The organism is Streptomyces sp. RG80 (assembly GCF_040446465.1).
Taxonomy (GTDB): Bacteria; Actinomycetota; Actinomycetes; order Streptomycetales; family Streptomycetaceae; genus Streptomyces.
Genome location: NZ_JBEAAJ010000006.1, coordinates 266,568 through 288,155, shown reverse-complemented (window position 1 = coordinate 288,155; position 21,588 = coordinate 266,568). Strand labels below are relative to the sequence as shown.

The 21,588-nt window shown below is 71.3% G+C and carries 20 protein-coding genes and 1 pseudogene; 2 read left to right on the top strand and 19 right to left on the bottom strand.

Features of this window, described 5'->3' with window-relative positions; all coding sequences use genetic code 11:
- Window positions 1-7: 7 nt before the first annotated feature.
- The 6 genes and pseudogenes from ABKA17_RS22115 to ABKA17_RS22090 form a co-directional block, all read right to left on the bottom strand.
- Window positions 8-1,027, bottom strand: coding sequence for a zinc-dependent alcohol dehydrogenase (locus tag ABKA17_RS22115; protein ID WP_353693894.1), 1,020 nt, complete (start codon window positions 1,025-1,027; stop codon window positions 8-10).
- A gap of 72 nt (window positions 1,028-1,099) precedes the next feature.
- Window positions 1,100-1,423 (bottom strand): putative quinol monooxygenase, encoded by a 324-nt coding sequence (locus ABKA17_RS22110; RefSeq protein WP_353693893.1) that lies wholly within the window; start codon window positions 1,421-1,423, stop codon window positions 1,100-1,102.
- Between the two features lie 48 nt (window positions 1,424-1,471).
- Window positions 1,472-2,613: pseudogene (locus ABKA17_RS22105) on the bottom strand (serine hydrolase domain-containing protein).
- Window positions 2,614-2,615: 2 nt separating this feature from the next.
- Window positions 2,616-4,139 carry a flavin-containing monooxygenase gene (locus ABKA17_RS22100; RefSeq protein ID WP_353693892.1) on the bottom strand — a complete coding sequence of 508 codons (1,524 nt, stop codon included), beginning with the start codon at window positions 4,137-4,139 and terminating at the stop codon, window positions 2,616-2,618.
- A gap of 56 nt (window positions 4,140-4,195) precedes the next feature.
- The gene (locus tag ABKA17_RS22095) at window positions 4,196-5,239 is read right to left on the bottom strand and encodes an AraC family transcriptional regulator (RefSeq protein WP_353693891.1); all 1,044 of its coding nucleotides are present in this window, start codon (window positions 5,237-5,239) and stop codon (window positions 4,196-4,198) included.
- A 148-nt stretch (window positions 5,240-5,387) separates the two neighbouring features.
- Window positions 5,388-6,083 carry an SDR family NAD(P)-dependent oxidoreductase gene (locus ABKA17_RS22090; protein ID WP_353693890.1) on the bottom strand — a complete coding sequence of 232 codons (696 nt, stop codon included), beginning with the start codon at window positions 6,081-6,083 and terminating at the stop codon, window positions 5,388-5,390.
- 102 nt (window positions 6,084-6,185) lie between these two features.
- Here ABKA17_RS22090 and ABKA17_RS22085 point away from each other — a divergent pair, with 102 nt between their 5' ends.
- The gene (locus ABKA17_RS22085) at window positions 6,186-7,064 is read left to right on the top strand and encodes a helix-turn-helix domain-containing protein (RefSeq protein WP_353693889.1); all 879 of its coding nucleotides are present in this window, start codon (window positions 6,186-6,188) and stop codon (window positions 7,062-7,064) included.
- 95 nt (window positions 7,065-7,159) lie between these two features.
- On the opposite strand, the gene ABKA17_RS22080 is transcribed toward ABKA17_RS22085, so the two are convergent.
- From ABKA17_RS22080 to ABKA17_RS22055, 6 genes are all read right to left on the bottom strand, one after another.
- Window positions 7,160-7,777: a sigma-70 family RNA polymerase sigma factor gene (locus ABKA17_RS22080; protein ID WP_353693888.1), complete on the bottom strand. Its 618-nt coding sequence runs from the start codon at window positions 7,775-7,777 to the stop codon at window positions 7,160-7,162.
- 153 nt (window positions 7,778-7,930) lie between these two features.
- Window positions 7,931-8,596, bottom strand: coding sequence for a hypothetical protein (locus tag ABKA17_RS22075; protein WP_353693887.1), 666 nt, complete (start codon window positions 8,594-8,596; stop codon window positions 7,931-7,933).
- Window positions 8,597-8,669: 73 nt separating this feature from the next.
- Window positions 8,670-9,191, bottom strand: a complete 522-nt coding sequence (locus ABKA17_RS22070; protein ID WP_353693886.1) for a copper chaperone PCu(A)C — start codon at window positions 9,189-9,191, stop codon at window positions 8,670-8,672.
- Window positions 9,188-11,428 (bottom strand): heavy metal translocating P-type ATPase, encoded by a 2,241-nt coding sequence (locus tag ABKA17_RS22065; RefSeq protein ID WP_353693885.1) that lies wholly within the window; start codon window positions 11,426-11,428, stop codon window positions 9,188-9,190. The genes ABKA17_RS22070 and ABKA17_RS22065 overlap by 4 nt, the downstream gene beginning before the upstream one ends.
- Window positions 11,428-11,685: a hypothetical protein gene (locus ABKA17_RS22060; RefSeq protein WP_353693884.1), complete on the bottom strand. Its 258-nt coding sequence runs from the start codon at window positions 11,683-11,685 to the stop codon at window positions 11,428-11,430. The genes ABKA17_RS22065 and ABKA17_RS22060 overlap by 1 nt, the downstream gene beginning before the upstream one ends.
- Before the next feature lie 164 nt (window positions 11,686-11,849).
- Window positions 11,850-13,055 carry an erythromycin esterase family protein gene (locus ABKA17_RS22055; protein ID WP_353693883.1) on the bottom strand — a complete coding sequence of 402 codons (1,206 nt, stop codon included), beginning with the start codon at window positions 13,053-13,055 and terminating at the stop codon, window positions 11,850-11,852.
- A 58-nt stretch (window positions 13,056-13,113) separates the two neighbouring features.
- Between ABKA17_RS22055 and ABKA17_RS22050 the strand changes: the two genes are divergently transcribed.
- The gene (locus ABKA17_RS22050; protein WP_353693882.1) at window positions 13,114-13,830 is read left to right on the top strand and encodes a TioE family transcriptional regulator; all 717 of its coding nucleotides are present in this window, start codon (window positions 13,114-13,116) and stop codon (window positions 13,828-13,830) included.
- A 34-nt stretch (window positions 13,831-13,864) separates the two neighbouring features.
- Here the strand turns inward: ABKA17_RS22050 and ABKA17_RS22045 are convergent, their stop codons facing one another.
- From ABKA17_RS22045 to ABKA17_RS22015, 7 genes are all read right to left on the bottom strand, one after another.
- On the bottom strand, window positions 13,865-14,698 hold the full coding sequence (locus ABKA17_RS22045) for an alpha/beta fold hydrolase (RefSeq protein WP_353693881.1): 834 nt from the start codon (window positions 14,696-14,698) through the stop codon (window positions 13,865-13,867).
- 57 nt (window positions 14,699-14,755) lie between these two features.
- The gene (locus ABKA17_RS22040) at window positions 14,756-15,118 is read right to left on the bottom strand and encodes a bifunctional 3-phenylpropionate/cinnamic acid dioxygenase ferredoxin subunit (protein WP_353693856.1); all 363 of its coding nucleotides are present in this window, start codon (window positions 15,116-15,118) and stop codon (window positions 14,756-14,758) included.
- 91 nt (window positions 15,119-15,209) lie between these two features.
- On the bottom strand, window positions 15,210-15,839 hold the full coding sequence (locus ABKA17_RS22035; protein ID WP_353693880.1) for an MBL fold metallo-hydrolase: 630 nt from the start codon (window positions 15,837-15,839) through the stop codon (window positions 15,210-15,212).
- Window positions 15,839-16,924 (bottom strand): S-(hydroxymethyl)mycothiol dehydrogenase, encoded by a 1,086-nt coding sequence (locus tag ABKA17_RS22030; protein WP_353693879.1) that lies wholly within the window; start codon window positions 16,922-16,924, stop codon window positions 15,839-15,841. The genes ABKA17_RS22035 and ABKA17_RS22030 overlap by 1 nt, the downstream gene beginning before the upstream one ends.
- A gap of 223 nt (window positions 16,925-17,147) precedes the next feature.
- Entirely contained in the window at window positions 17,148-18,914 is a 1,767-nt protein-coding gene (locus tag ABKA17_RS22025) for a BCCT family transporter (protein WP_353693878.1), read from the bottom strand.
- Window positions 18,915-19,059: 145 nt separating this feature from the next.
- Complete coding sequence (locus ABKA17_RS22020; protein WP_353694228.1) at window positions 19,060-20,118, bottom strand: chorismate-binding protein; 1,059 nt, start codon at window positions 20,116-20,118, stop codon at window positions 19,060-19,062.
- Between the two features lie 35 nt (window positions 20,119-20,153).
- A complete protein-coding gene (locus tag ABKA17_RS22015) occupies window positions 20,154-21,536 on the bottom strand; it encodes an L-serine ammonia-lyase (RefSeq protein WP_353693877.1) in 1,383 nt (460 codons plus the stop codon).
- Between the last annotated feature and the right edge of the window lie 52 nt (window positions 21,537-21,588).

Sequence of the window (21,588 nt, the reverse complement as noted above, 5' to 3'; positions counted from 1 at the left end):
CGGTACCTCAGTCCTCCAGGACGAAGATCGGCTTGTGGCCTGCGCGGTCCGAGGTCAGTACGTCGGGGATCTCGTGCCAGCCGTAGACGCCGCTGGTCACCAGCTCGGGGTGGAGCGTCCCGGCGGCCACCGCCTCCAGCGTCGGTGTCATGTTGGGCCGCGCGTGCCCCTTGCCGTTGTGGAAGTGGACTCCGCGTTGGTACAGCGCGAGCAGGGGGAGCTGGACGTCGTCGAAGTAGATGCCGACGCTGTTGACGTAGCCCTCGGGCATGACCGACAGCAGCGCCTTGCGCAGCCGCGCGGCGTCGCAGCCGGCGTCGACCGCGAGGTGGAAGTCCTTCTCCCGCTTGCCGTTGACGTCGTGGACCTCGGCGCCGAGCTGCTCGGCGACCTTCATCCTGACGGGGTCGTCGTCGTAGTACACGGTGCGGGCGCCGGCGCAGTGGACCGCGACGTCGACGCAGTACAGGCCGATGGAACCGGTCCCGCCGAACACGGCGATCTTCGGGTCGGAGATCCCGGCGACGGTCGGCATCACCGTCTCCCAGCCGAGGGCGAGATTGTCGCCGATCGAGGCCAGGTGCACCGGGTCGACCCCGGCGGGCAGCTTGGCGAGGTTGAAGTCCGCGTAGGGAACGCGGATGAGTTCGTCGAAGGTCCCGCCCCAGGCGCCGTTCACCGGAAGTCCGTACTGGGCGTCGCCGTGGCGGAGACAGCGGGCGGTGTGTCCGAGCCTGCACTGCGCGCAGGCACCGCAGGCTATGTGCCACGCGACCCCGACGACGTCACCGACCGCGACATCCGTGCAGTCGGGGCCGACCTCGACCACCGTACCCACGCACTCGTGGCCGATCGGGAACGGGCCGAATCCGGAGAACGGCGTCTTGTCGCCGATGACATGGTGGTCGAGATCGCACGTCGTGGCCGCGAGCGGGCGTACGAGCGCGTCCGTGCCCTCGACGAGGGTGGGGGCGTCGACCTCGTCGAAGCGCAGTTGTCCAGGCGCGACGAACATCAGGCTCTTCATGGGAAAGCTCCTCGGTTCAGTGGGGAACCAGGGGTCGGCCGGTGTGCCGGCCGACCCGGTCGCCGTACTCGGTCAGAGGGCGCCGGCGTCCGGGTCGCCGGCCGGAATCGCGTCCAGGAAGACCATGTCCGGGGCACTGGCCAGCGCCTGCGCCAGGGCGGCGCCGATCTCCCGCATCGCGGCGCCCCTCATGTGCGCGTCCAGCGCCTCCCGCGAGGCCCACTTCTCGATCATGACGAACTCACCGGCGGTACCGGCCTTGCGGTGCAGCGCGTACCGCAGGCATCCGGGTTCGGCGTGCACCTTGGCCGCCGCTGCCGTCAACGTCTTCTCGATCAGCTCTTCCTGACCGGGCTTGGCGACCATCGTCGCCACCAGAACCACAGGGTTGGTCATGGGGTCACACCTTTCACTTTATGACACTCGTTATAATCATGGCAGACGTCAGACCGACGCCAGTGCCGCGAACGCGGCCTTGACGTACTGGTTCGTGCGGTCGCTGCCGAGGATCCCGGCGCCCATGCCGTTCATGACGTACGAGATCGCCGCTCGGCGTTCGGTGTCGATCACGACGACCGAGCCGCCCCATCCGGTCCAGAAGCAGATCCGTCCGGGCGGGAGATACGGCACCGCGGGCGACGGCAGCCCGAACCCGATCCCGAATCGCAGATGAGCCCCGAGCACCAGGTCCGTGCCATCGGACTGCTGACGGAAGATCAGGTCGATGGTCGACGGCGACAGCAGGTGTACGCCGTCCAGCGTGCCGCCGCAGGCGATGACGGAGTGGATCCGGGCGAGCGACCGGGCGTTGGCGTGGCCGTTCGCGGCGCCGATCTCGGCGCGACGCCACTCGGGCCGCCACGACTCCTCGGCACCGCCCGGAGGTCCGGTGAAGGTCTGCACCGCCACACCGTTCGGATCGGCGGCGGCGAGGTCGCTCGGCCGGAGCGGAGGGGGTACGACATCGGCGACCCGGTCGGACTCGGAGTCCGGCAGACCGAGGTGGAAGTCGGCGCCGAGCGGACCGGCGATCTCCTCGGCGACGAACCGGCCCAGGGTGCGCCCGTCGATCCGCCGGACCAACTCCCCCACCAGATGACCGTAGTTGAGCAGGTGGTAGCCGGACGCCGTGCCCGGGGTCCACCACGGCGCCTGCGCGGCCAGCCGGGCCGTCGACGTCGGTACGTCGAGGACGTCCGCGACGGTCACCGGCCGCTCCCAGCCCGAGACGCCGGAGGCGTGCGAGAGCACGTGCCTCACCAGCACCCCTCCTTGCCGCGCGCGGCGAACTCCGGCCAGTACCGGGCCACCGGCGCGTCGACGTCGAGGACTCCACGCTCGACGAGCAGCAGCGCCGCCAGGGACGTGACCGTCTTCGTGCACGACCAGACGTTGGTGATCGTGTCCCGCCGCCACGGCGCCGAACGGCCCTGGTCGGCCCATCCGCCCCACAGGTCCACCAGCGGCTCCCCGTCGACGACGACCGCGATCGAGGCGCCGAGTTCCTCGCCCGCGTCGAGGTTCCCGGACAACCGCGCGGCCAGTTCCGCGAATTGCTCGTCGCACTTTCCGTCCAGATTCGCCATGGTCAGCGTCCCGTCCGGATGTCGTCGCCGGCCGCGCGCACCGCCGTGCGGGGCACGCCGCGCAACTCGCGGCGCAGGCTCGCGCGTGCGATGTCGGCCATGTCCAGCAGATACGTCTGGCGCATCCGCCACGGGGCTCGGTGGCCCTGCCGGGGAAAGCTCTGGACGCCTCGCTGGACGTAGCCGGAGGCCAGCTCGATCATGGGCCGCTCCCGGACGCCGGGCTCCGCGCGCGGGGTGACCGCCGCGAGCCCGGCGCGGCGCATGTGGTGGAGGACCCGGCACACCAGCCGCGCGGTGAGGTCGGCGCGCATGGTCCAGGACAGGTTGACGTAGCCGAAGCAGAGCGCGAGGTTCGGCACGTCGCTGAGCATGGCGCCCCGCCACAGCAGGTGACGTGCGGGATCGACCGGCTCGCCGTCGACGCTGACCGCGATGTGGCCGAACGCCAGCATGCGCAGCCCGGTGGCGGTCACCACGATGTCGGCCGGCAGCACCTTGCCCGACCGCAACCGGATCCCCTCGGCGACGAAGCTCTCGATCTGATCGGTGACCACGTCGACCTCCTCGCGCCGGATCGCCTTGAACAGGTCCGCGTCGGCCGTGATGCACACCCTCTGGTCCCACGGCGCGTACGCCGGGGTGAAGTGCTCCCGCACCGCGTCCTCACCGAGTCGCCGCGCGGCGGCCGTGGTCAGCAACGCCCGCGCCCGGTCGGGGAAGCGCCGGCAGTAGTGGTAGAAGCCGTTGGAGTAGGCGGCGTTGCGCGCCCTGATGACCCGGTGCGCCGGTCCGGCGGGCAGCCGGCGGCGGACCCTGGCGGCGAAGCGGTCCCGGCGCGGTACCGCGGTGATCCATGTCGGCGTGCGCTGGAGCATGGTCACTTTCGCCGCGTCGCGGGCCATCGCGGGGACGATGGTGATCGCGGTCGCCCCGCTGCCGATCACGACGACACGCTTGCCGGTGTGGTCGAGCCCCTCGGGCCAGAACTGCGGACGCACCACCGTGCCGGCGAAGGACTCGACGCCCGGGAACCGCGGTTCGTGGCCGCGTTCGTAGTCGTAGTAGCCGGTGCACATATAGAGGAACGAGCAGGTCATGATGGACCGCCGCGGACTGTCCTGGCCGCCGCTCCGTTCGACGGTCACCGTCCAACGGGCCGTCTCACCCGACCAGTTGGCCGAGATGACCTTCGTGGAGCAGTGGAGGCGGCGGTCGATGCCGAACCGTTCCACGGTGCGGCGCAGGTAGTCGAGGATCTCGTCCCCGTCGGCCATGGAGTTCTCGCCCGTCCAGGGCTGGAACGGAAAGCTGAGCGTGTAGATGTCGGAGTCGGCGCGGACCCCGGGGTACCGGAACAGGTCCCACGTCCCGCCCAGTGACTCGCGGGCCTCCAGTACGGCGTACGACCGGTCGGGGCACCGTGACTGGACCCGGTATGCGGCATCGATGCCGGAGATGCCCGCGCCGACGATCAGGACATCGACGTGGGCGGGCAGCGAGGCGGAATGGGGGGAACTGGTCATGGCACCCGAGTATGGAAGCGCTTCCTGCACCCCACTTAACCCTGGACGACAATAATTTAACCCTGCCCGACACGCGGTGACCGCGAGGTACACCTTGCGTCACGGCGGACCTGCGTCGGCGTCCGACCGAACCAGCGCCGGGACGCCCGGGTCAGCGCCGCCTGCCCGGACAGCTCCGACAATGACGCGACCTGCGAGAACGGCATGTCGGTCCCCGTCAGCAGCCGGTGTGCCGTGCTCTTGCGTACGTCGTCGAGGATCGCCTGGAACGAGGTGCCCTCCTGCGCCAGCCGCCGCTGCAACGTACGCGGATGCGTGTGCAGCCACCCGGCGACCAGATCGATCCGCACGGGAACCGTGCCGAGGGCGCGCCCGACCGCCGATCGCACCGTGGTCGTGAAGCTGTCGCCGGGATCGGTGTAGTGCGCCTCCAGGTACTCGACGACCATGCGCCGCAGTTCCGGGTTGACCGGGGTCGACATCGGCTGGGCGAAGAGGTTCGTCGGCACCCGCAGCAGAGCGCGACCGGTGTCGAACCGGACCGGCGCGCCGAAGAACTCGGTGTACACCGACTCGTCCGTCAGCGGCGGATGAGGCATGTAGACCCCGAGCAACTCGTATCCGCCGCTCATCGTGACGAGATTGCGGTGCAGCAGCCCCAGACCAGCGTCGATCGTCTGTGGCTCGTACGGAATGTCCGCATGCAGCATCCGGTACTCGACGGCCCCCACACCCGCATAGCGTTCGGGATCATCCGCACGGGACAGCCGGACGCCCTGGTTGTGCACGAACAGGAACCGCGACGCGCAGTCGACGCCCTCCCCGACCGTGTCGCAGTTCCCGACCGCCAGGGCCAGCGGGCCGAGCATCGACATGTCCTGGTACGCCGCCAGCCGAAGCCCCAGATCCGGACAGTCCAGTTTCCTCGCGGCAGTGCGCAGGATCCGCCCGGCCGTCACCGTCGGCAACAGGCCGTGGTCGGAGTCCAGGTCACCCGGCGAGACGCCGAACTCAGCCAGCAGTCCCGCCCCGTCACCGCCGAGATCGTCGATGAGGCGATCGATACCCCGGACAGCGGCGGCCCGGATCTCCATCTGCATGTGTCAACGCTATCCCCGCCAGGACAACGCCCTTGGCAGCTTGAGGCTCGGGCGCGAGGACGAGGACGGGGTACGGCCGGGGCGGCCCTCGCGACCGCTCTCCGGCCGTCCTCGTCAGTACTCGGCGCGACTCGGGTTCAGAGGTGGATCACCAGCCCAGCTCACCGTGCCGGTCACGGAAGGTTCCGGTCGGGCCGTCCGTCCCGATGGTGGCGAGTTCGACGATCGCGTCGGTGCCCTCGGTCACCGTCTGCGGGCCGCTGTGGCCGTTGAAGTCGGTCGCCGTGTAGCCGGGGTCGGCAGCGTTCACCTTCACGTCCGGCCAGGACTTCGCGTACTGCGTGGTCAGCATGGTCACGGCGGCCTTCGACGCCGTGTAGAGCGGCGCGAGGTTCTTCGCCTCGATGCGCCCGGCCTCGTGGGTCAGCGTGAACGACCCCATGCCGCTGGAGACGTTGACGATGACCGGGTGCGCGGACTTGCGCAGCATGGGAAGGAACGCGTGCGTCACCCGGACGATCCCCACGACGTTGACGTCGAAGACCGTGGTGGCGTCAGCGGCGGTGAGCTGGTCGGCGGGGATGTGCGGCCCGAAGACACCGGCGTTGTTGATCAGGACGTCGATGCCGCCCTCGTGAGCCGTGATGTCGTCGGCGGCAGCGGCCACCGACGCGTCGTCGGTCACGTCGATCTGAACGAAACGGGCGCCGAGTGCTTCGGCGGCCGCCGCACCGCGCTGCGCATCGCGAGCGCCGACGATGACGGTGTGACCCGCCTCGATCAAACGGCGTGCGGTCTCGTACCCGAGGGACTTGTTGGCTCCGGTGATGAATGTTGTCGTCATGGCTTCACTCTCGGCCGGTGCCGAGAGGACAACCAGTGCCCCCTGCGACGGTAGGACTGCCAGTACCAGGCACATCGGCTTCCCGGCGGACACAATGGTCGGGTGGAAGAGACCCTTGGCACGGCGTTGCGCCGCTGGCGCGACCGGCTTTCTCCCCTCGACGTCGGGCGGACCTCGCGGCGAGGACGACGTGCGGTGGGTTTGCGGCGCGAGGAACTGGCCGACCTTGCCGGGCTGTCGGTCGACTATGTGGTGCGGCTGGAGCAGGGGCGCGCCACGAGCCCTTCGGCACAGGTCGTCGCGAGCCTGGCCAGGGCACTGCAGCTGGAGCCCATGGAGCGCGACTACGCCTACCGGCTGGCCGGCCTTCTCCCGCCCCCGGAGGGGACGATCTCCACGCATGTCCCGGCCGGGGTCCAGCGGATGCTGGCTCGCCTCGGGGAGTTCCCGGTGGGCGTGTTCAGCGCCGACTGGACCCTGCTGTCGTGGACTCCCTCATGGTCGGTCCTGATGGGCGACCCAGGCGCACGGACCCACGCCGAGCGGAACCTCGCACGGGCGGTCTTCTCCGCAGGGCCCAGCAGCCTCACGGCCTGGCCCGTGATCCAGGACGGGAACGCCCTCAAGCCCGCCCTCGTCGCCGATCTGCGCACGGCTCTCGTCGACTACCCGGGCGACCGTGCGCTGAACGGCCTTGTCGAGGAACTGCGTGCCACCAGTGCGGAGTTCACCCGGCTGTGGGACGAGGGCGTCGTCGGTCCGCATGTCTCGGCCCGCAAGACCGTCGTGCACCCGCAGGTCGGCGAGGTGCGGTGCGACTGCGACGTCCTCACCGTCCCGGGCTGCGACATCCGGCTCGTCGTCTACACGGTGGCCGCAGGATCCGCCGACGCGGAAAAACTGGAGTTCCTACGGGTCACGGGCGGCGTCCGCGCCGACGGCCCCTCGCCTCCGGGGCCGGGTCTGTTCTCCACGCCGTAGCAGGAGCGCCGGCCGGACCGACCAAGGGCAATTCGCCGGTGAGGCGGCGCCGGGGGTGTCGGTGGGACCTCGCCGACACCCCCGTGCCGAAGGGCTCAGGCCACGGCCGGGGCGGCGGGCCCGTCCGCCTCGTCCAGCAGGTCCATCAGGGTGGCCCGGGCGCGGGCCACGCGGGAACGGACCGTGCCGATCGGGCAGTTGCCTGCCTCGGCCGCCTCCGCGTAGGGCAGGCCGACCAGTTGGGTGAGGATGAACGCCTCGCGGCGCTCGTCCGGCAGGGACTCCAGGAGATCCAGCAGGGCGATGCCGTCGTCGAAGCCGGGCAGGTCGCGCGGCTGCGCGTTCTCCACGGCTATCTGCCAGTCCGGTGTGTCGGACAGGCGCGGCCGGGCGGCGGCGTACCGGTAGCTGTCGATGACCGCCCGGCGGGCGATGGACAGCAGCCAGGCCCGGGCCGAGGAACGGCCCTCGAACCGGTGCAGGCTGCCGAGCGCGCGCAGGAACGTGTCCTGTGCGAGATCGTCGACGGCCTGGGGGTCTGCGCAGAGGTGCGCGACATAGCGCTTCACGTCGAGGTGCAGGGCGCGTACGAAGTGCTCGACCGCGTCCGCGTCACCGCCGCGGGCGGCGAGCGCCCACGCGGTTGTCGAGTCGTCGAGCGATGCCGTTCTCTCGCCGGCGCGCGGCGAGACGGGCAGGACAGAAGTGATCACCTGGTGTCCTTCGTCATCCGTGATCCGGACCGGCGGCGCGCGCGGGCGGGCGCGGGCGGTCCGTGAGTGGGGAGACGGCCGTACGACGCCGGTGCGGGCGTACGACCGATGCCCGAGGCGCGCACAGGCGTGACCTCGGGACGCCGGCTGTCGTCAGGCGACAGCGGTCCCCGGAGGCGGACCCCGAGAGGTGATCGCGTGGACGAGGAGACGAAGGACGGGTGCCCGGTCCGAGCGGGGTCGGGGCACTCCGAGGCGCGGCCGGTCCGAGACGACGGGCAGGGCGAACAGCAGCCGGAGCGGCGCCGCCAGCCAGCCGGCCACGGTGCGCAGGATACGGAACGCGGCCCGCTCGCCGTGGGCCAGCCACAGGCCGGTGAGCAGCGCGGCGAGCAGGTGGGCGGCGAGCATGCCGAACGACGACGACCCGCCGCCCTCCATGAGATGCCCCGGGTGATCCATGTGGCCCATGCCCATATGGCCCGGGTGACTCATGTCCATGGAGCCCATCCGCATGGCCCCCATGCCGCTCATGTCCATGGAGTCGGCGCCCCCGGCCCCCGCCGCTGACTGGGCGAGCGAGAAGGCCGAGTGCAGTCCGGTCTGGGCGGCGACCACGACGGTCACGACCAGCGGCAGCCCACGTTCACGGCCCGCCAGGCCCCAGCCCACGGCGCCGGTCGCGGCAAGGCCCGCGGTCAGCGCCCACGCCGGGACGTCGGCGCCGGACATCATGACGTGACCCAGGGCGGCGAGCAGCACACAGACGGCCGCGAACACCGCGGCCCGTACCGTGCGAGAACACCACCCTGCTGTCATGGCGCCTCATCCTCGCATCCGACAACGGGCCGGCACCCGTGCGAGCGGATATTGCTCAGCCTTCGCACGCGACTCACAGCGCGTCGCTGCTCGGGCGCACCACCACCGCCAGGGTTCTGACCGCCTCGCTGTGCTCGAAGTACAGCGTGAAGGAGACCAGATCGCCGGCCTGCCAGTCCTCCTCCGCCCGCAGGGTGATGTCCAATCCCTGTGGCGACATGGACAGTTCACCGCCCGCCGGAACGGCGGCCGACGTCACGTCCTCCCGGGAGGCGGCGTTGCTCCCGGCCATGCGGTGACGGCTGAGGGCGATGTCTCCTCCGGTCTCGGAGGACGTCACCGCGACCAACCGGTCGTCCGCGCCACCGGTGTTGGTGAGGTCGAAGAAGGCCGCGGTCGCCGTGGTGTCGCCGTACGGCAGGAAGACCCGCCCGTTCGAGACGCCGATCCGGGCCGGGCTGCCCGCCTTCCCGGCGCCGACCCAGGTGGTCAGGCCGCCGAGGGCGATGCTGCACACGGCGATGGGCGCGAGCGCGGCGGACAGGGTGTCGGTGAGCCGACGGCGGGTCGGCCGCCAGGATGCGGTGTCGGTCATCGGGCGGCCTTCCCTCGCCCGGGCTCCGGCTGCCAGGCGCGCAGTCGCAGGCTGTTGCCGACCACGAGCAGCGAGCTGACCGACATCGCCGCCGCGGCCGGCATCGGGCTGAGCAACCCGACCATGGCCAGGGGCACGGTCACCACGTTGTACCCGAACGCCCACACCAGATTGGCGCGGATCGTGCCCAGCGTGCTCCGGGCCAGTCGTACGGCGTCCGCCAGCGCCTCGATGTCACCGCGGACGAGCGTCACGTCGGCGGCGCCGATCGCCACGTCCGTGCCGCCGCCCATGGCGATGCCGAGGTCGGCGCCGGCCAGGGCGGCGGCGTCGTTGACACCGTCGCCGATCACCGCGACCCGGCAGCCCGCTTCCTGAAGGTCCCGTACGAGAGCGGCCTTGTCCTCGGGGGTGCAGCGGGCGTGCACCTCGTCGATGCCGAGTTCCTTCGCGACCGCCCGGGCCGGTGCCTCCCGGTCGCCGGTGGCGAGCACCGGGCGGACACCGAGGCGGCGCAGCCGGTCGACGGCCCGGTAGCTGCCGGGTCGTACGACGTCCCCGACCTCGATCAGGGCTTCGGCCACGCCGTCGATCCGCACCAGGACGGGCGTGTGCGCGGCCGAGGGGTCGATGGTCAGGGTGGCGGGCAACTCGTCGTCGGGCGCGCCGACTTCGACCAGACGGCCCTCGACCCGGCCGCGCACACCCCGCCCGGGCTCGGCACCGAACTCCGTCACGTCGGGCAGCGTGCCCACCGTCCTGCGCGCATACGTCGTGACGGCCCGCCCCAGCGGATGCTCCGAGCCCTGCTCGACCGCCCCGGCCAGCCGCAGCACCGCCTCCCTGCCGAGCCCGTCGGGGACCGCCGTCACCCGGGCGACGGTCATGTGACCGGAGGTGAGGGTGCCGGTCTTGTCCAGTACGACGGTGTCGAGGTGCCGCAAGCCCTCCAGTGCCTGTGGTCCGCTGACGAGGACGCCGAGTCGGGCTCCCCGGCCGGTGGCGGCCATCAGGGCGGTCGGCGTGGCGAGGCCCAGCGCGCACGGACAGGCCACGACCAGGACGGCGACGCTCGCGGTGATCGCGGCCTGCGGTTCGGCTCCGGCGCCGAGCCAGAAGCCGAGCGTGGTGACGGCCAGCGTGAGAACGGCCGGTACGAAGCCGCCCGCCACCGAGTCGGCCAGCCGCTGCGCATTCGCCTTGCCGGCCTGCGCCTCGGTCACCAGCCGGGTGATGCGGGCGAGCTGGGTGTCGGCGCCGACCGCCGTGGCCCGTACGAGCAGCAGACCGCCGGCGTTGACGGCCCCGCCGGTCACCGCAGAGCCCGGCCCGACCTCGACCGGTTCGCTCTCTCCTGTCACCAGGGACAGATCCACGGCCGAGCTGCCCTCGACCACCTCGCCGTCGGTGGCGGCCCGCTCCCCGGGCCGGACGACGAAGACCTGCCCGGCTCGCAACTCCTCGATGGGGACGAGGCGTTCCGTGCCGCCCTCGCGTACCGACACTTCCTTGGCGGCGAGTTGGGCGAGCGAGCGCAGCGCCGCTCCGGTCCCACGCCGGGCCCGCGCCTCCAGGAGCCGTCCCGCGAGCACGAACAGCGGTACACCGACGGCCGCTTCGAGATAGATGTGGGGGACGCCGTCGGAGGCGGAGGGCACCAGGGTGAACGGCATCCGCATCCCGGGATCGCCGGCGCCGCCGAGGAAGAGGGCGTACGCCGACCAGGAGAAGGACGCGACGACGCCCAGGGAGACGAGGGTGTCCATGGTGGCGGTCGAGTGCCGAAGTCCGCGCACCGCGCGCAGATGGAAGGGCCACGCACTCCACACGGCAACCGGCGCGGTCAGCACGAAACACAGCCACTGCCAGTTGCGGAACTGAAGTCCGGGCACCATCGACAGCACGAGCACCGGCACCGCGAGCACGGCGGTGACCAGCAGCCTCTCCCGCTCCTGCCGGGCCTCCTCGGTCTCCGGGTCGCGCTGCCGCTGCTCCTTATTCGGCGGCTCGGGCAGGGCGGCGGTGTATCCGGCCTTCTCGACGGCCGCGACGAGTTCCTGCGGGGTGATCCGCGGCGGATGGTTCACCCGGGCCCGTCCGGTGGCCAGGTTCACGGTCGCGGTGACCCCGTCCAGCTTGCCGAGCTTCTTCTCGACGCGCCTGACACAGGCGGCGCAGGTCATGCCGCCGACGGTCAGGTCGGTCGTCACGGGGACGATCACCGGCTCGGCACCCATCAGTGGCCGCCTCCGTCCATGCCGGGCATGTCCTCCATGCCGCCGCCCCCTCCGCTGTCACCGTCACCGTCACCGTCGCCCGGGGTGCCGGCGGTGCCGTGCATGCCGGGGGCGACGGGTCCGGCGGCGGCGCCGACGCCGTACGAGACCGCGAAGATCAGTGCCAGCAGGAGCAGGAAGCCGCAGAGCGCGGGCGGGGGTGCCGACTTGCGCAGCACGCCGCCCGCGCGGGAGGGGGATTGTCTGGGCTGGTCCATCGCCGGGTCTCCAGATCGCGTCGTACGGCATCGGCCGGGGGTGGCCGTACCGGTTCAGAAGTCGGAGCGGTCGGAGTCCGGGTTCCGCGACGGGAGCGTGGCGCCTGTCACACACAATGCGGCGGTGGCGGCGGGGAGTTGTCGTGCGGTGTCGTGTGCGCGGCCTAGGTCTGCGGGATGTCCCTGACGAACACGATCCCGTCGTGGCCGGCCAACTGCGCCGGGTCCAGCGGGGCATAGCCGAAGTACGGGGACACCCGGGTGGCGGGCGGCGTCGCGGCGAGGGTGGTGGCGAGCCGGGGGGCGTCGATGAGGCAGGGGGTCTCGGGGAGGGCGTAGAGGAGTCCTTCGAGGGTGTCCGGGGGCGGGGTGTCCACGCCCTGGTGCCGGATGGTGCCGAGGGCGGTGGCCAGGAAGGCGTACCGCTCGCCCAGGCGGGCGCTCACGATCGCGCCGGCGCTCCACCACTCCACCGGCGGCTGGTCCCACATCCGCATCGAGCTTTTGTGCCGCTGGAGATGGCCGTTGTGGGCGTGGACGAGTGTCGGGCCCCGGTCGGCGAGGGCGAGGAGGTTGTCGGCCATCATCTGGTCCCGCAGGCTCACCATGCGTGTCATGCGGTTCGGCGCGGTGTCGGCCATCCAGTGGTGGTAGCGCAACAGGCCGGTGGCGGTACGCCCGTACAGGCGCGCCCGGTCCCAGTCCTCCCGCGAGGTCGCCTGGACGAGGTGCGGGGTCTGTGAGTCGAGCAGCGTCACCAAGTCGTCGGCGTACAGGCGCAGTTGACGGGCATCGGCGGACTGCCCGACAGAGCGGGCGGGGTCCAGCATGGCGGCGGGTTCGGTCCACCGGTCGTCGGCGCCGAGGAGCCGGTCGAGTGTGTCGGCGGCGCACGGGAGCAGGTCCGCGGGCACCTGGGCCGAGAGGTGGTCGTGGAGTGCGGTGAGGGCCTGCCGGGGGCTCGCGGCGGCGGTGATCTCCAGCGGGCCGTCGAATCCGGCGAAGCGCACTCGCTCGGACGCGGGCCGGGTGGCGTTGTGGTCGCGCATCCAGTGCACGAGTGCGCGGTTGGCGGCGGAGCGGCCGAAGCCGTGGCTGAAGCCGCGCTCCATGACCTCGTCGAGGGTGCCGGTGCCCGACGTGACGTAGTCGTCGACGATCAGGCCCATCAGGCAGTCGCTCTCGATCGCGATGGTCCGGTAGCCCTCCTGCTCGACGAGTTGCCGGAAGAAATCGTTGCGCACGTCGAGGAGGAGATCCTCGCCGTGGGTGGGCTCCCCCAGGGCGAGCAGCCGTGGCCGGGCCGGGAGCAGCCGCATGACAGCGACTGCTTCCACGGCGTGGACGGTGTCCTTGATGTCGGTAGCCATGCCCTCAACGCTATCGTTGAAGCTTCGGTTGAAACTTTCTCGCGTTGTCGGCAGGAACATGGGACGAAACCTTCAAACCACGGAGCGGCTCAGGCCGGTAGACCTGGCCCGCGGGCACGGTCTGTCCACCCAGGCGGTCAGGAACTACGAGGAGGCGGGCATCCTCCCGGCCGCCGAGCGCACCGCCCACGGCTACCGCACCTACACCCCGCTGCACGCGCGGGCCCTGCGCGCGTTCCTCGCCCTGGTGCCCGGTCACGGCCACCGGACGGCGACGGCGATCATGCGGGCGGTGAACGAGGCCGCCACCGAGGAGGCGTTGCGTCTCGTCGACGAGAGCCATGCCCAACTCCTCGACGACCGGCGGACCCTCCAGGCCGTGGAGCGCGCCCTCCGCGACCTGGAGCCCGCCGAGGCGGCCACGCCGACCGCCGGCATGTTCATCGGGACGCTGGCGCGACAACTCGGCCTCCGTCCGGCGACCTTGCGCACCTGGGAGCACGCCGGGCTGGTGCGCCCGAGCCGCGATCCGCGCACCGGCTACCGCGTGTACGACGAGGCCGACGTACGGGACGCCCGGCTGACCCACCAACTCCGGCGCGGCGGCTACCTGTTGGAGCAGATCGCCCCGCTGATCACCCAGGTCCGGGCAGCCGGCGGCACGGAACCCCTGGAGGCCGCCCTGCGCGACTGGCACGGCCGGCTGTCCGCCCGCGGGCGCGCGATGCTGACCGGCGCCGCGGAGCTGGAGGCGTACCTGCGCGCACGCGGATGAGCGATCCGCGGCCGGCCGCCACGCGTCGCGCGGTTCAGCGCACCTGGCGGAGGAAGTCGGTGAGCGTCGCCGTGAGTTCGGCCGGTGTGTCTTCCTGGACGAGGTGGCCCGCGCCGGCGAACCGTTCCAGTCGGGCGCCCGGGATGAGGGCGGCGAGTTCTCGGCCGCGGTCCACGGGGATCCAGGTGTCGTCCTCGCCCCAGCAGATCAGCGTGGGGATCGTGATGTCGGCGTAGCGCTGCTGTATCTCGTCGGTGTGGCGCTGGGTGGCCTGGGCGATCTGGCGGTAGAAGGCCGCCTGGCCGGGGTCGCCGAGCCAGGGTTCGACGAGTCGCTCGAGGACGGCCGGGTGGAGGCCGGGGCTGCTGGCCGAGCCGACGTATTCGCGCACCAGGGCCCGGTGCAGTGCGGGCGGCAGTTGTTCGAAGACCGCGGAGTGGTCGCCGACGAGGCGGAAAAACGGGGAACCCCAGGGGGCCACGGCGACCGGGTCGACCAGGGCGAGGGCACGGTAGCGGGCTCCGTGCAGGAGATGGGCCCGCAGACTCACCGCACCGCCGAAGTCATGGGCGACCACCAGGGGTTCGTCGAGTCCCCAGTGCGCCAGGAGTTCGGTGAGGACCCGGCCCTGGGCGGCCAGGGAGACGTCCTGGCCGGGGGCCTTCTCCGAGGCCCCGTAGCCGGGCATGTCCCACACGAACACCTGGTGCCGGCGGGAGAGTGCACGGGCCACGGAGCGCCAGACGTACGACGAGAAGGGCGTGCCATGCAGCAGCACGACCGGGTCCTGGCCCGGTGGGCCGAGGCTGTGCCAGCGCACGTCGCCCGACGTACTGCGGAAGCTCTCTGCCAACTCCCAGTCACCCACGGATGCCGCTCCTCTCGCCCTCTGCACGGTCAAGGGCGGCACCGTCGGATGTATTCCCTACGCGGGTCCTCCGGCGAGGCGGGAGGCGACGCAGGGCGGGAGGTTGGGGGCGTCCGTGGACAACCGGACATAGACCATGCCGTCCTCGACGAGTACCTCGTGCGTGCGCACCGGGAGCTTGGCCGGCGGGGCGTCCACCGCCCCCGTCCTCAGGTCGAACTTCGAGGCATGCAACGGGCACTCCACCTCGCACCCCTCCAGCCAGCCGTCCGCCAGCGAGGCGTCCTGGTGGGTACAGGTGTCGTCGATCGCGAACAACTCGCCCTCGTCGGTGTGGAACACCGACACCGGCGGATCGACATCGAGCCGGTGGGCCTCGCCTCGCGGAAGATCCTCGAGACGGCACGCGGGAATCATCATGACACCTCGGTGCGTATAGCGGAACGGATTGCGTTAAGCGCAACGCCAGTCTGAAGTCGCCCCCACCCCTTGTCAAGGCATCACGAGACCGTCAAAAACCCCGATCGATCCACACCTGGAGATGTGGGGCCTCGGCACCGATGACGGTCGCGTCACCGTGGCCCGTATGCACGGCCGTGTCCTGCGGCAAGGTCAGCAGCCGGTCGCGGATCGAGTCGATGATGGTCGGGAAATGGCTGTACGACCGTCCCGTGGCCCCCGGCCCGCCCGCGAACAGCGTGTCGCCGCTGAACAGCGCCTTCAGGGCCGGCGCGTACAGGCAGACCGCTCCTGGGGCGTGCCCGGGGGTGTGCAGCACCGTCAGCTCGACACCGGCCACCGACAGGCCCTGGCCGTCGGTCAGTTCGGCGTCCGGGGCCCGCTCGGGATGGGTCTGCTTCCACAGCGGAAGGTCGTCCGGGTGGAGGAGGACCGGGGCACCAGTGCGCTCCGCGAGTTCGGGCGCGGCGTCGATGTGGTCGTTGTGGGCGTGGGTGCACACGATCGCGGTCAGACGGCGGTCGCCGACGGCTTCGGCGATCGCCGCGGCGTCGTGCGCCGCGTCGATGACGATCACCTCGGTGTCGTCGCCGACGATCCACACGTTGTTGTCGACGTCCCAGGTGCCCCCGTCGAGGGAGAACGTGCCCGAGGTGACGAGGCGTTCGATACGGGCGGCCATCAGAGGATCACCACCGAGCGCAGGACGTCACCGTGGTGCATGCGCTCGAAGGCCTTCTCGACCTCGTCCAGCGCGATGGTCTCGGTGACGAAGGCGTCCAGGTCCAGCCGGCCCTGGAGATAGAGGTCGATGAGCATCGGGAAGTCCCGGGAGGGCAGACAGTCGCCGTACCAGGAGGATTTGAGGGAGCCACCGCGACCGAAGACGTCCAGCAGGGGCAGTTCCAGCTTCATGTCCGGTGTGGGCACCCCGACCAGGACGACCGTGCCGGCCAGGTCACGGGCGTAGAAGGCCTGCTTGTACGTCTCCGGGCGACCCACCGCCTCGATGACCACGTCCGCGCCGTGGCCGCCGGTCAGCTCACGGATCGCCTCGACCGCGTCGGCCTCCTTGGAGTTGACCGTGTGGGTGGCGCCCAGCTTCCGGGCCGTCTCCAGCTTGCGGTCGTCGATGTCGACGGCGATGACCTTCGCCGCGCCCGCCAGGCTCGACCCGGCGATCGCGGCGGCTCCGACTCCGCCGCAGCCGATGACGGCGACCGAGTCGCCCCGGCCGACGTTGCCGGTGTTGATGGCCGCACCGATGCCCGCCATCACGCCGCACCCCAGCAGACCAGCGGCGGCCGCCGACGCCTTCGGGTCGACCTTGGTGCACTGCCCGGCGGCGACCAGCGTCTTCTCCGCGAACGCGCCGATCCCGAGGGCGGGCGACAGTTCCGTCCCGTCGAGCAGGGTCATCTTCCGCTTCGCGTTGTGGGTGTTGAAGCAGTACCACGACTCGCCGCGCAGACAGGCCCGGCAATTGCCGCACACCGCACGCCAGTTGAGGATCACGAAGTCACCGGGGGCGACGTCGGTGACGCCCTCGCCCACCGCCTCCACGATCCCCGCCGCCTCGTGGCCCAGCAGGAACGGGAAGTCGTCGTTGATGCCGCCCTCCCGGTAGTGCAGATCGGTGTGGCAGACCCCGCAGGCCTCGACCTTCACCAGGGCCTCACCCGGGCCCGGGTCCGGCACGATGATCGTTTCCAGGCTGACGGGGGCGCCCTTGCCCCGCGCGACGACAGCACGGACCTGGTGCGTCATGGCCACTCCTCGGCTGATCGGAACTCACATCAGATGTTGCTCATTACGGCACGCATCTCACGTGCCGCAACACAGCATCGTCGAGCACCGACCGGGGGTCAAGGCACTCGACGAGGGTTCCCGTGGAGCGTGGCCGGAGCCCGGGACGGCAGCGCGAACGCCCGGCGGAGCCGTGGCCGACCAGGTCGGTGCCACGGCCCGCCGGGCGCGGGTCCGGCCGCTCTCAGTGGGCGGTGGAGGCGGGCTGCGTGGGCTGCGCGGATTCCTCGGACGGACCTGGTTGCGAGGCGTCCGGGCCGTCGGTGGGCGCACACGGGCCGATCTGCAGCTCGAAGTCACCGTCGTACTGCTCGTGTCCGGCGATGACGGCCGTTTCGATGGCCTCCTCGCCCCTGCGCCCGCGGATGATGAGCGGGTCATGGCGCAGATCGCGGGTGAGCGCGACGCACAGACCGACCATCACCAGGGTGAACGGGGCCGCGGCCAGGATGGTGAGGTTCTGCAGTCCGGTGAGCGCGTCGCCCTTGCCCCCGCCGATGAGCAGCATGACCGCGGCGACCGCGCCGGTCAGCACGCCCCAGAAGACGACGACGCCCCGGGTCGGCTCCAGGCAGCCGCGCTGCGAGAGCGTACCCATCACGATCGAGGCGGCGTCGGCGCCGGAGACGAAGAAGATCCCGACCAGGATCATCACCACCACGCTCGTCACCGTGGCGATCGGATACTGCTGGAGCACGTCGAAGAGCTGCCCCTGTGCGGTCGAGGCGTCACCGAGGCGCTTGTCCTCCTGAAGATGCATCGCCGAGCCGCCGAAGATGGCGAACCACAGCAGACTGACCGAGCTGGGCACGAGGATGACCCCGCCCACGAACTGCCGGATGGTGCGGCCGCGGCTGATCCGGGCGATGAACATACCGACGAACGGCGTCCAGGAGATCCACCAGGCCCAGTAGAAGACCGTCCAGCCGGCCAGCCAGTCGGCGACGCCCTCGCCGCTCGACGCCTCGGTACGCCCGGCCATCTGGGTCAGGTCGCCGAGGAAGGCCCCGATGGAGGTGGGCAGCAGGTCGAGGATGAAGATGGTCGGCCCGACGAGGAACACGAAGGCCGCGAGGGTCACCGCCAGCACCATGTTGATGTTGGACAGCCACTGGATGCCCTTGGCGATCCCGGACACGGCCGAAGCGACGAACGCCACGGTCAGCATCGCGATCACGACGACCAGCAGGCCGGTGCCTACCGAGCCCAGCCACCCGAGTCCCGTGAAGCCGCTGCCGATCTGGAGGGCGCCGAGCCCCAGGGAGGCCGCCGAGCCGAAGAGGGTGGCGAAGATGGCGAGGATGTCGATGACCCGGCCGCCCCAGCCGTTCGCCCTCCGCTCGCCGATCAGCGGGGTGAACACGGCGCTGATGAGCTGTCGGCGGCCGCGCCGGAAGGTGCTGTAGGCGATGGCCAGACCGACCACCGCGTACATCGCCCACGGATGCAGCGTCCAGTGGAAGAGGGTGGTGGCCATGGCGGTCTCCATGGCCTGGTTGGCGTCGGCCGGGTCGGTGCCCGGCGGCGGTGTGACGAAGTGCGACAGCGGTTCGCTCACGCCGTAGAACATCAGGCCGATGCCCATGCCCGCGCTGAACATCATGGCGATCCACGAGACGGTGCGGAACTCCGGCTGCTCGCCCTCCTGACCCAGGGTGATCCGGCCGTAGCGGCTCATCGCCAGCCACAGGGCGAAGACCACGAAGCCCGAGGCGGCGAGGACGAAGGCCCAGCCGCCGTTGCGTATGGTCCCGTCCAGCAGCCTCCCGGACACACTCTCCAGCGTGTCGGTCGCCGTGGCTCCCCAGACGACGAAGGCGAGGGTGAGGGCGGCGGCGACACCGAAGACGACCCGGTCGGTACGGGGGCGGGCGGAGGCCGTCGGGCCTCCTGGGGGTTCCGCGTCGACCGGATGGCTTCGACTCCCGTTCCTTTCACGGGTTTCGTTCATCGGCTCGTCCTTTCCACATACGGCGGCGGAATCTTCGTCGCGGACGACGAGAGAAGGGGAGGCGAGCGGCCGCCATGCCGTTCGTTGCGGATGGCGCATCAGACACCGCTATGAGCAACAACCATCTGGGCGCAGGACAGGGCTGTCAAGAGTGCGGACACGCGAACTGCCCGGACGCACCCGACGCCACCGTCAGCAGCCGGCGCGCCTTGAGCAGCGTCTCGGCCCATTCGCGCTCCGGGTCGGAGTCCCAGGTGATCCCGGCGCCGGTGCCGAAGCGCAGAGACGGACCGCCGGGAGCGGTGCGGTCGATCCAGAACGTCCTGATCCCGACGGCGAGTTGCCCCGTTCCGCGGTCGGCGTCCACCCATCCGAGGCCGCCGCAGTACGGGCCGCGAGGCACGGTCTCCAGCGCCGCGATGACACGCAGCGCGCTGGACTTGGGGGCACCCGTGACGGACCCGGGCGGGAAGGTGGCGGCGAGCAGCTCGGGCCATCCGGTGCCTTCGGCGAGTTCGCCGCGCACGGTGGAGACCAGGTGCACCAGACCCGGGTGTTCCTCCACGGCACACAGCTCGGGGACGGTCACGGAACCGACGGCACAGGCCCGCCCCAGGTCGTTGCGGACCAGGTCCACGATCATGACGTTCTCGGCGTGGTCCTTGGCGAGAAGGTCCGCCGCGGTACGGCCGGTGCCCTTGATGGGGCCGGACTCGACGGTGCGTCCGTCCCGGCGCAGGAACAGCTCGGGCGAGGCCGTGGCGATCTCGACGCCGTGCGCGGGCAGCCGTACCGTGCCCGCGTACGGGGCCGGATTGCCGCGCGCCAGCAGGGCGGTGAGGGCGTCGACGTCCGCGCGCTCGGGGTCGGGCAGCGGCGCGGACAGCACCCGGCACAGGTTGGCCTGGTAGACCTCCCCGGCCGCGATGTGCTCGCGGATGCGCCGGACCCCGGCGACATAGGCGGCCCGGTCGAGCGAGGACGCCCAGGTGTCAGGACCGGGCCCGCGCCATGCTCCGGGCGCGGCGGAGGGCACGGGCGCCCGGCGTACGTCCCCGAAACGCGCGCAGACCAGGTGGCCCTCGAAGTCGGCCACCACGGCCCAGAACCCGGTGGAGTCCAGGGCTGCGGGATCGCTGGTCACATCCCGCAGGTCGGTGGCGACCAGCGGGCCGAACCGGGCCAGCGGGGTGAGCTCGCGCAGGGGCCCGCTCATCGGTCACCGCCTCTCGGGAACCGTCAGCACTCGATGACGTTGACGGCGAGTCCGCCGCGGGCCGTCTCCTTGTACTTGACCTTCATGTCGGCGCCGGTCTCCTTCATGGTCTTGATGACCTTGTCGAGGGAGACGTGGTGCCGGCCGTCGCCGCGCAAGGCCATCCGGGCGGCGGTGACGGCCTTGACCGCGGCCATGCCGTTGCGTTCGATGCAGGGGATCTGGACGAGGCCGCCGACCGGGTCGCAGGTCAGGCCGAGATTGTGTTCCATGCCGATCTCGGCGGCGTTCTCCACCTGTTCGGGGCTGCCGCCGAGCACCTCGGCGAGACCTCCGGCGGCCATCGAGCAGGCGGAGCCGACCTCGCCCTGACAGCCGACCTCGGCGCCGGAGATGGAGGCGTTCTCCTTGAAGAGCATGCCGATCGCGCCCGCCGCGAGGAGGAAGCGGACGATGCCGTCGTCGTCGGCGCCCGGCACGAAGTCGAGGAAGTAGTGCAGGACCGCGGGGATGATCCCGGCCGCGCCGTTCGTCGGGGCAGTGACGACCCGGCCGCCCGCGGCGTTCTCCTCGTTCACCGCCATCGCGTAGAGCGTCACCCATTCCATGGCGCGGGCCGCCGGGTCGCCCTCGCTGCGCAGGGCCCGCGCCGCCGCCGCGGCCCGGCGACGGACCTTCAGCCCGCCGGGGAGGATGCCCTCCCGTCCCATCCCGCGTGCGACACAGGCCGCCATGACCCGCCAGATCTCCAGCAGACCGGCGCGGATCTCCGCCTCGGTGCGCCAGGCCTTCTCGTTCTCCAGCATCAACGCGGAGATCGACAGACCGGTCTCCTTGGTCAGGCGCAGCAGTTCGTCACCCGTGCGGAACGGATGCGCCAGGACGGTGTCGTCGGGCTTGATCCGGTCCGCGCCCACAGCGTCCTCGTCGACGACGAAGCCACCGCCCACGGAGTAGTACGTCTTCTCCAGCAGCGGCACCCCGTCGCCGTCGTACGCGAAGAGGGTCATGCCGTTGGCGTGGTACGGCAGCGAGCGTCGGCGGTGCAGGACCAACTGGGTGGAGGCGTCGAAGCCGATCTCGTGCGCCGGGCCGATCTCCGCGCCGAGGAGACGGATGCGCCCGGTGCCACGGATCCGCTCGACGTCCAGGTCGGCGCGGGCCACGTCGACCGTGTGCGGCTCGTTGCCCTCGAGGCCGAGCAGCACCGCCTTGGGGGTGCCGTGGCCGTGGCCGGTCGCGCCGAGGGAGCCGAACAACTCCGCCCGCACCGCGGCGGTCTGGGCGAGCACGCCGTCCTGCTTCAGCCGGGCGACGAACATCCCGGCGGCGCGCATCGGGCCGACCGTGTGCGAGCTGGACGGGCCGATGCCGATGGAGAACAGGTCGAAGACGCTGATTGCCACGCCGTACTCCGGGAGTTCGGGGAAGCGTGCCGAGTGGTCACGGACACGCCGC

Excerpts from the sequence above, each read along its gene's own strand:
- ABKA17_RS22115 (WP_353693894.1), bottom strand. The coding sequence starts at position 1,027 with ATGAAGAGCCTGATGTTCGTCGCGCCTGGACAACTGCGCTTCGACGAG.
- ABKA17_RS22110 (WP_353693893.1), bottom strand. The coding sequence starts at position 1,423 with ATGACCAACCCTGTGGTTCTGGTGGCGACGATGGTCGCCAAGCCCGGT.
- ABKA17_RS22100 (WP_353693892.1), bottom strand. The coding sequence starts at position 4,139 with ATGACCAGTTCCCCCCATTCCGCCTCGCTGCCCGCCCACGTCGATGTC.
- ABKA17_RS22095 (WP_353693891.1), bottom strand. The coding sequence starts at position 5,239 with ATGCAGATGGAGATCCGGGCCGCCGCTGTCCGGGGTATCGATCGCCTC.
- ABKA17_RS22090 (WP_353693890.1), bottom strand. The coding sequence starts at position 6,083 with ATGACGACAACATTCATCACCGGAGCCAACAAGTCCCTCGGGTACGAG.
- ABKA17_RS22075 (WP_353693887.1), bottom strand. The coding sequence starts at position 8,596 with ATGACAGCAGGGTGGTGTTCTCGCACGGTACGGGCCGCGGTGTTCGCG.
- ABKA17_RS22070 (WP_353693886.1), bottom strand. The coding sequence starts at position 9,191 with ATGACCGACACCGCATCCTGGCGGCCGACCCGCCGTCGGCTCACCGAC.
- ABKA17_RS22065 (WP_353693885.1), bottom strand. The coding sequence starts at position 11,428 with ATGGGTGCCGAGCCGGTGATCGTCCCCGTGACGACCGACCTGACCGTC.
- ABKA17_RS22060 (WP_353693884.1), bottom strand. The coding sequence starts at position 11,685 with ATGGACCAGCCCAGACAATCCCCCTCCCGCGCGGGCGGCGTGCTGCGC.
- ABKA17_RS22055 (WP_353693883.1), bottom strand. The coding sequence starts at position 13,055 with ATGGCTACCGACATCAAGGACACCGTCCACGCCGTGGAAGCAGTCGCT.
- ABKA17_RS22050 (WP_353693882.1), top strand. The coding sequence starts at position 13,114 with ATGGGACGAAACCTTCAAACCACGGAGCGGCTCAGGCCGGTAGACCTG.
- ABKA17_RS22040 (WP_353693856.1), bottom strand. The coding sequence starts at position 15,118 with ATGATGATTCCCGCGTGCCGTCTCGAGGATCTTCCGCGAGGCGAGGCC.
- ABKA17_RS22035 (WP_353693880.1), bottom strand. The coding sequence starts at position 15,839 with ATGGCCGCCCGTATCGAACGCCTCGTCACCTCGGGCACGTTCTCCCTC.
- ABKA17_RS22030 (WP_353693879.1), bottom strand. The coding sequence starts at position 16,924 with ATGACGCACCAGGTCCGTGCTGTCGTCGCGCGGGGCAAGGGCGCCCCC.
- ABKA17_RS22025 (WP_353693878.1), bottom strand. The coding sequence starts at position 18,914 with ATGAACGAAACCCGTGAAAGGAACGGGAGTCGAAGCCATCCGGTCGAC.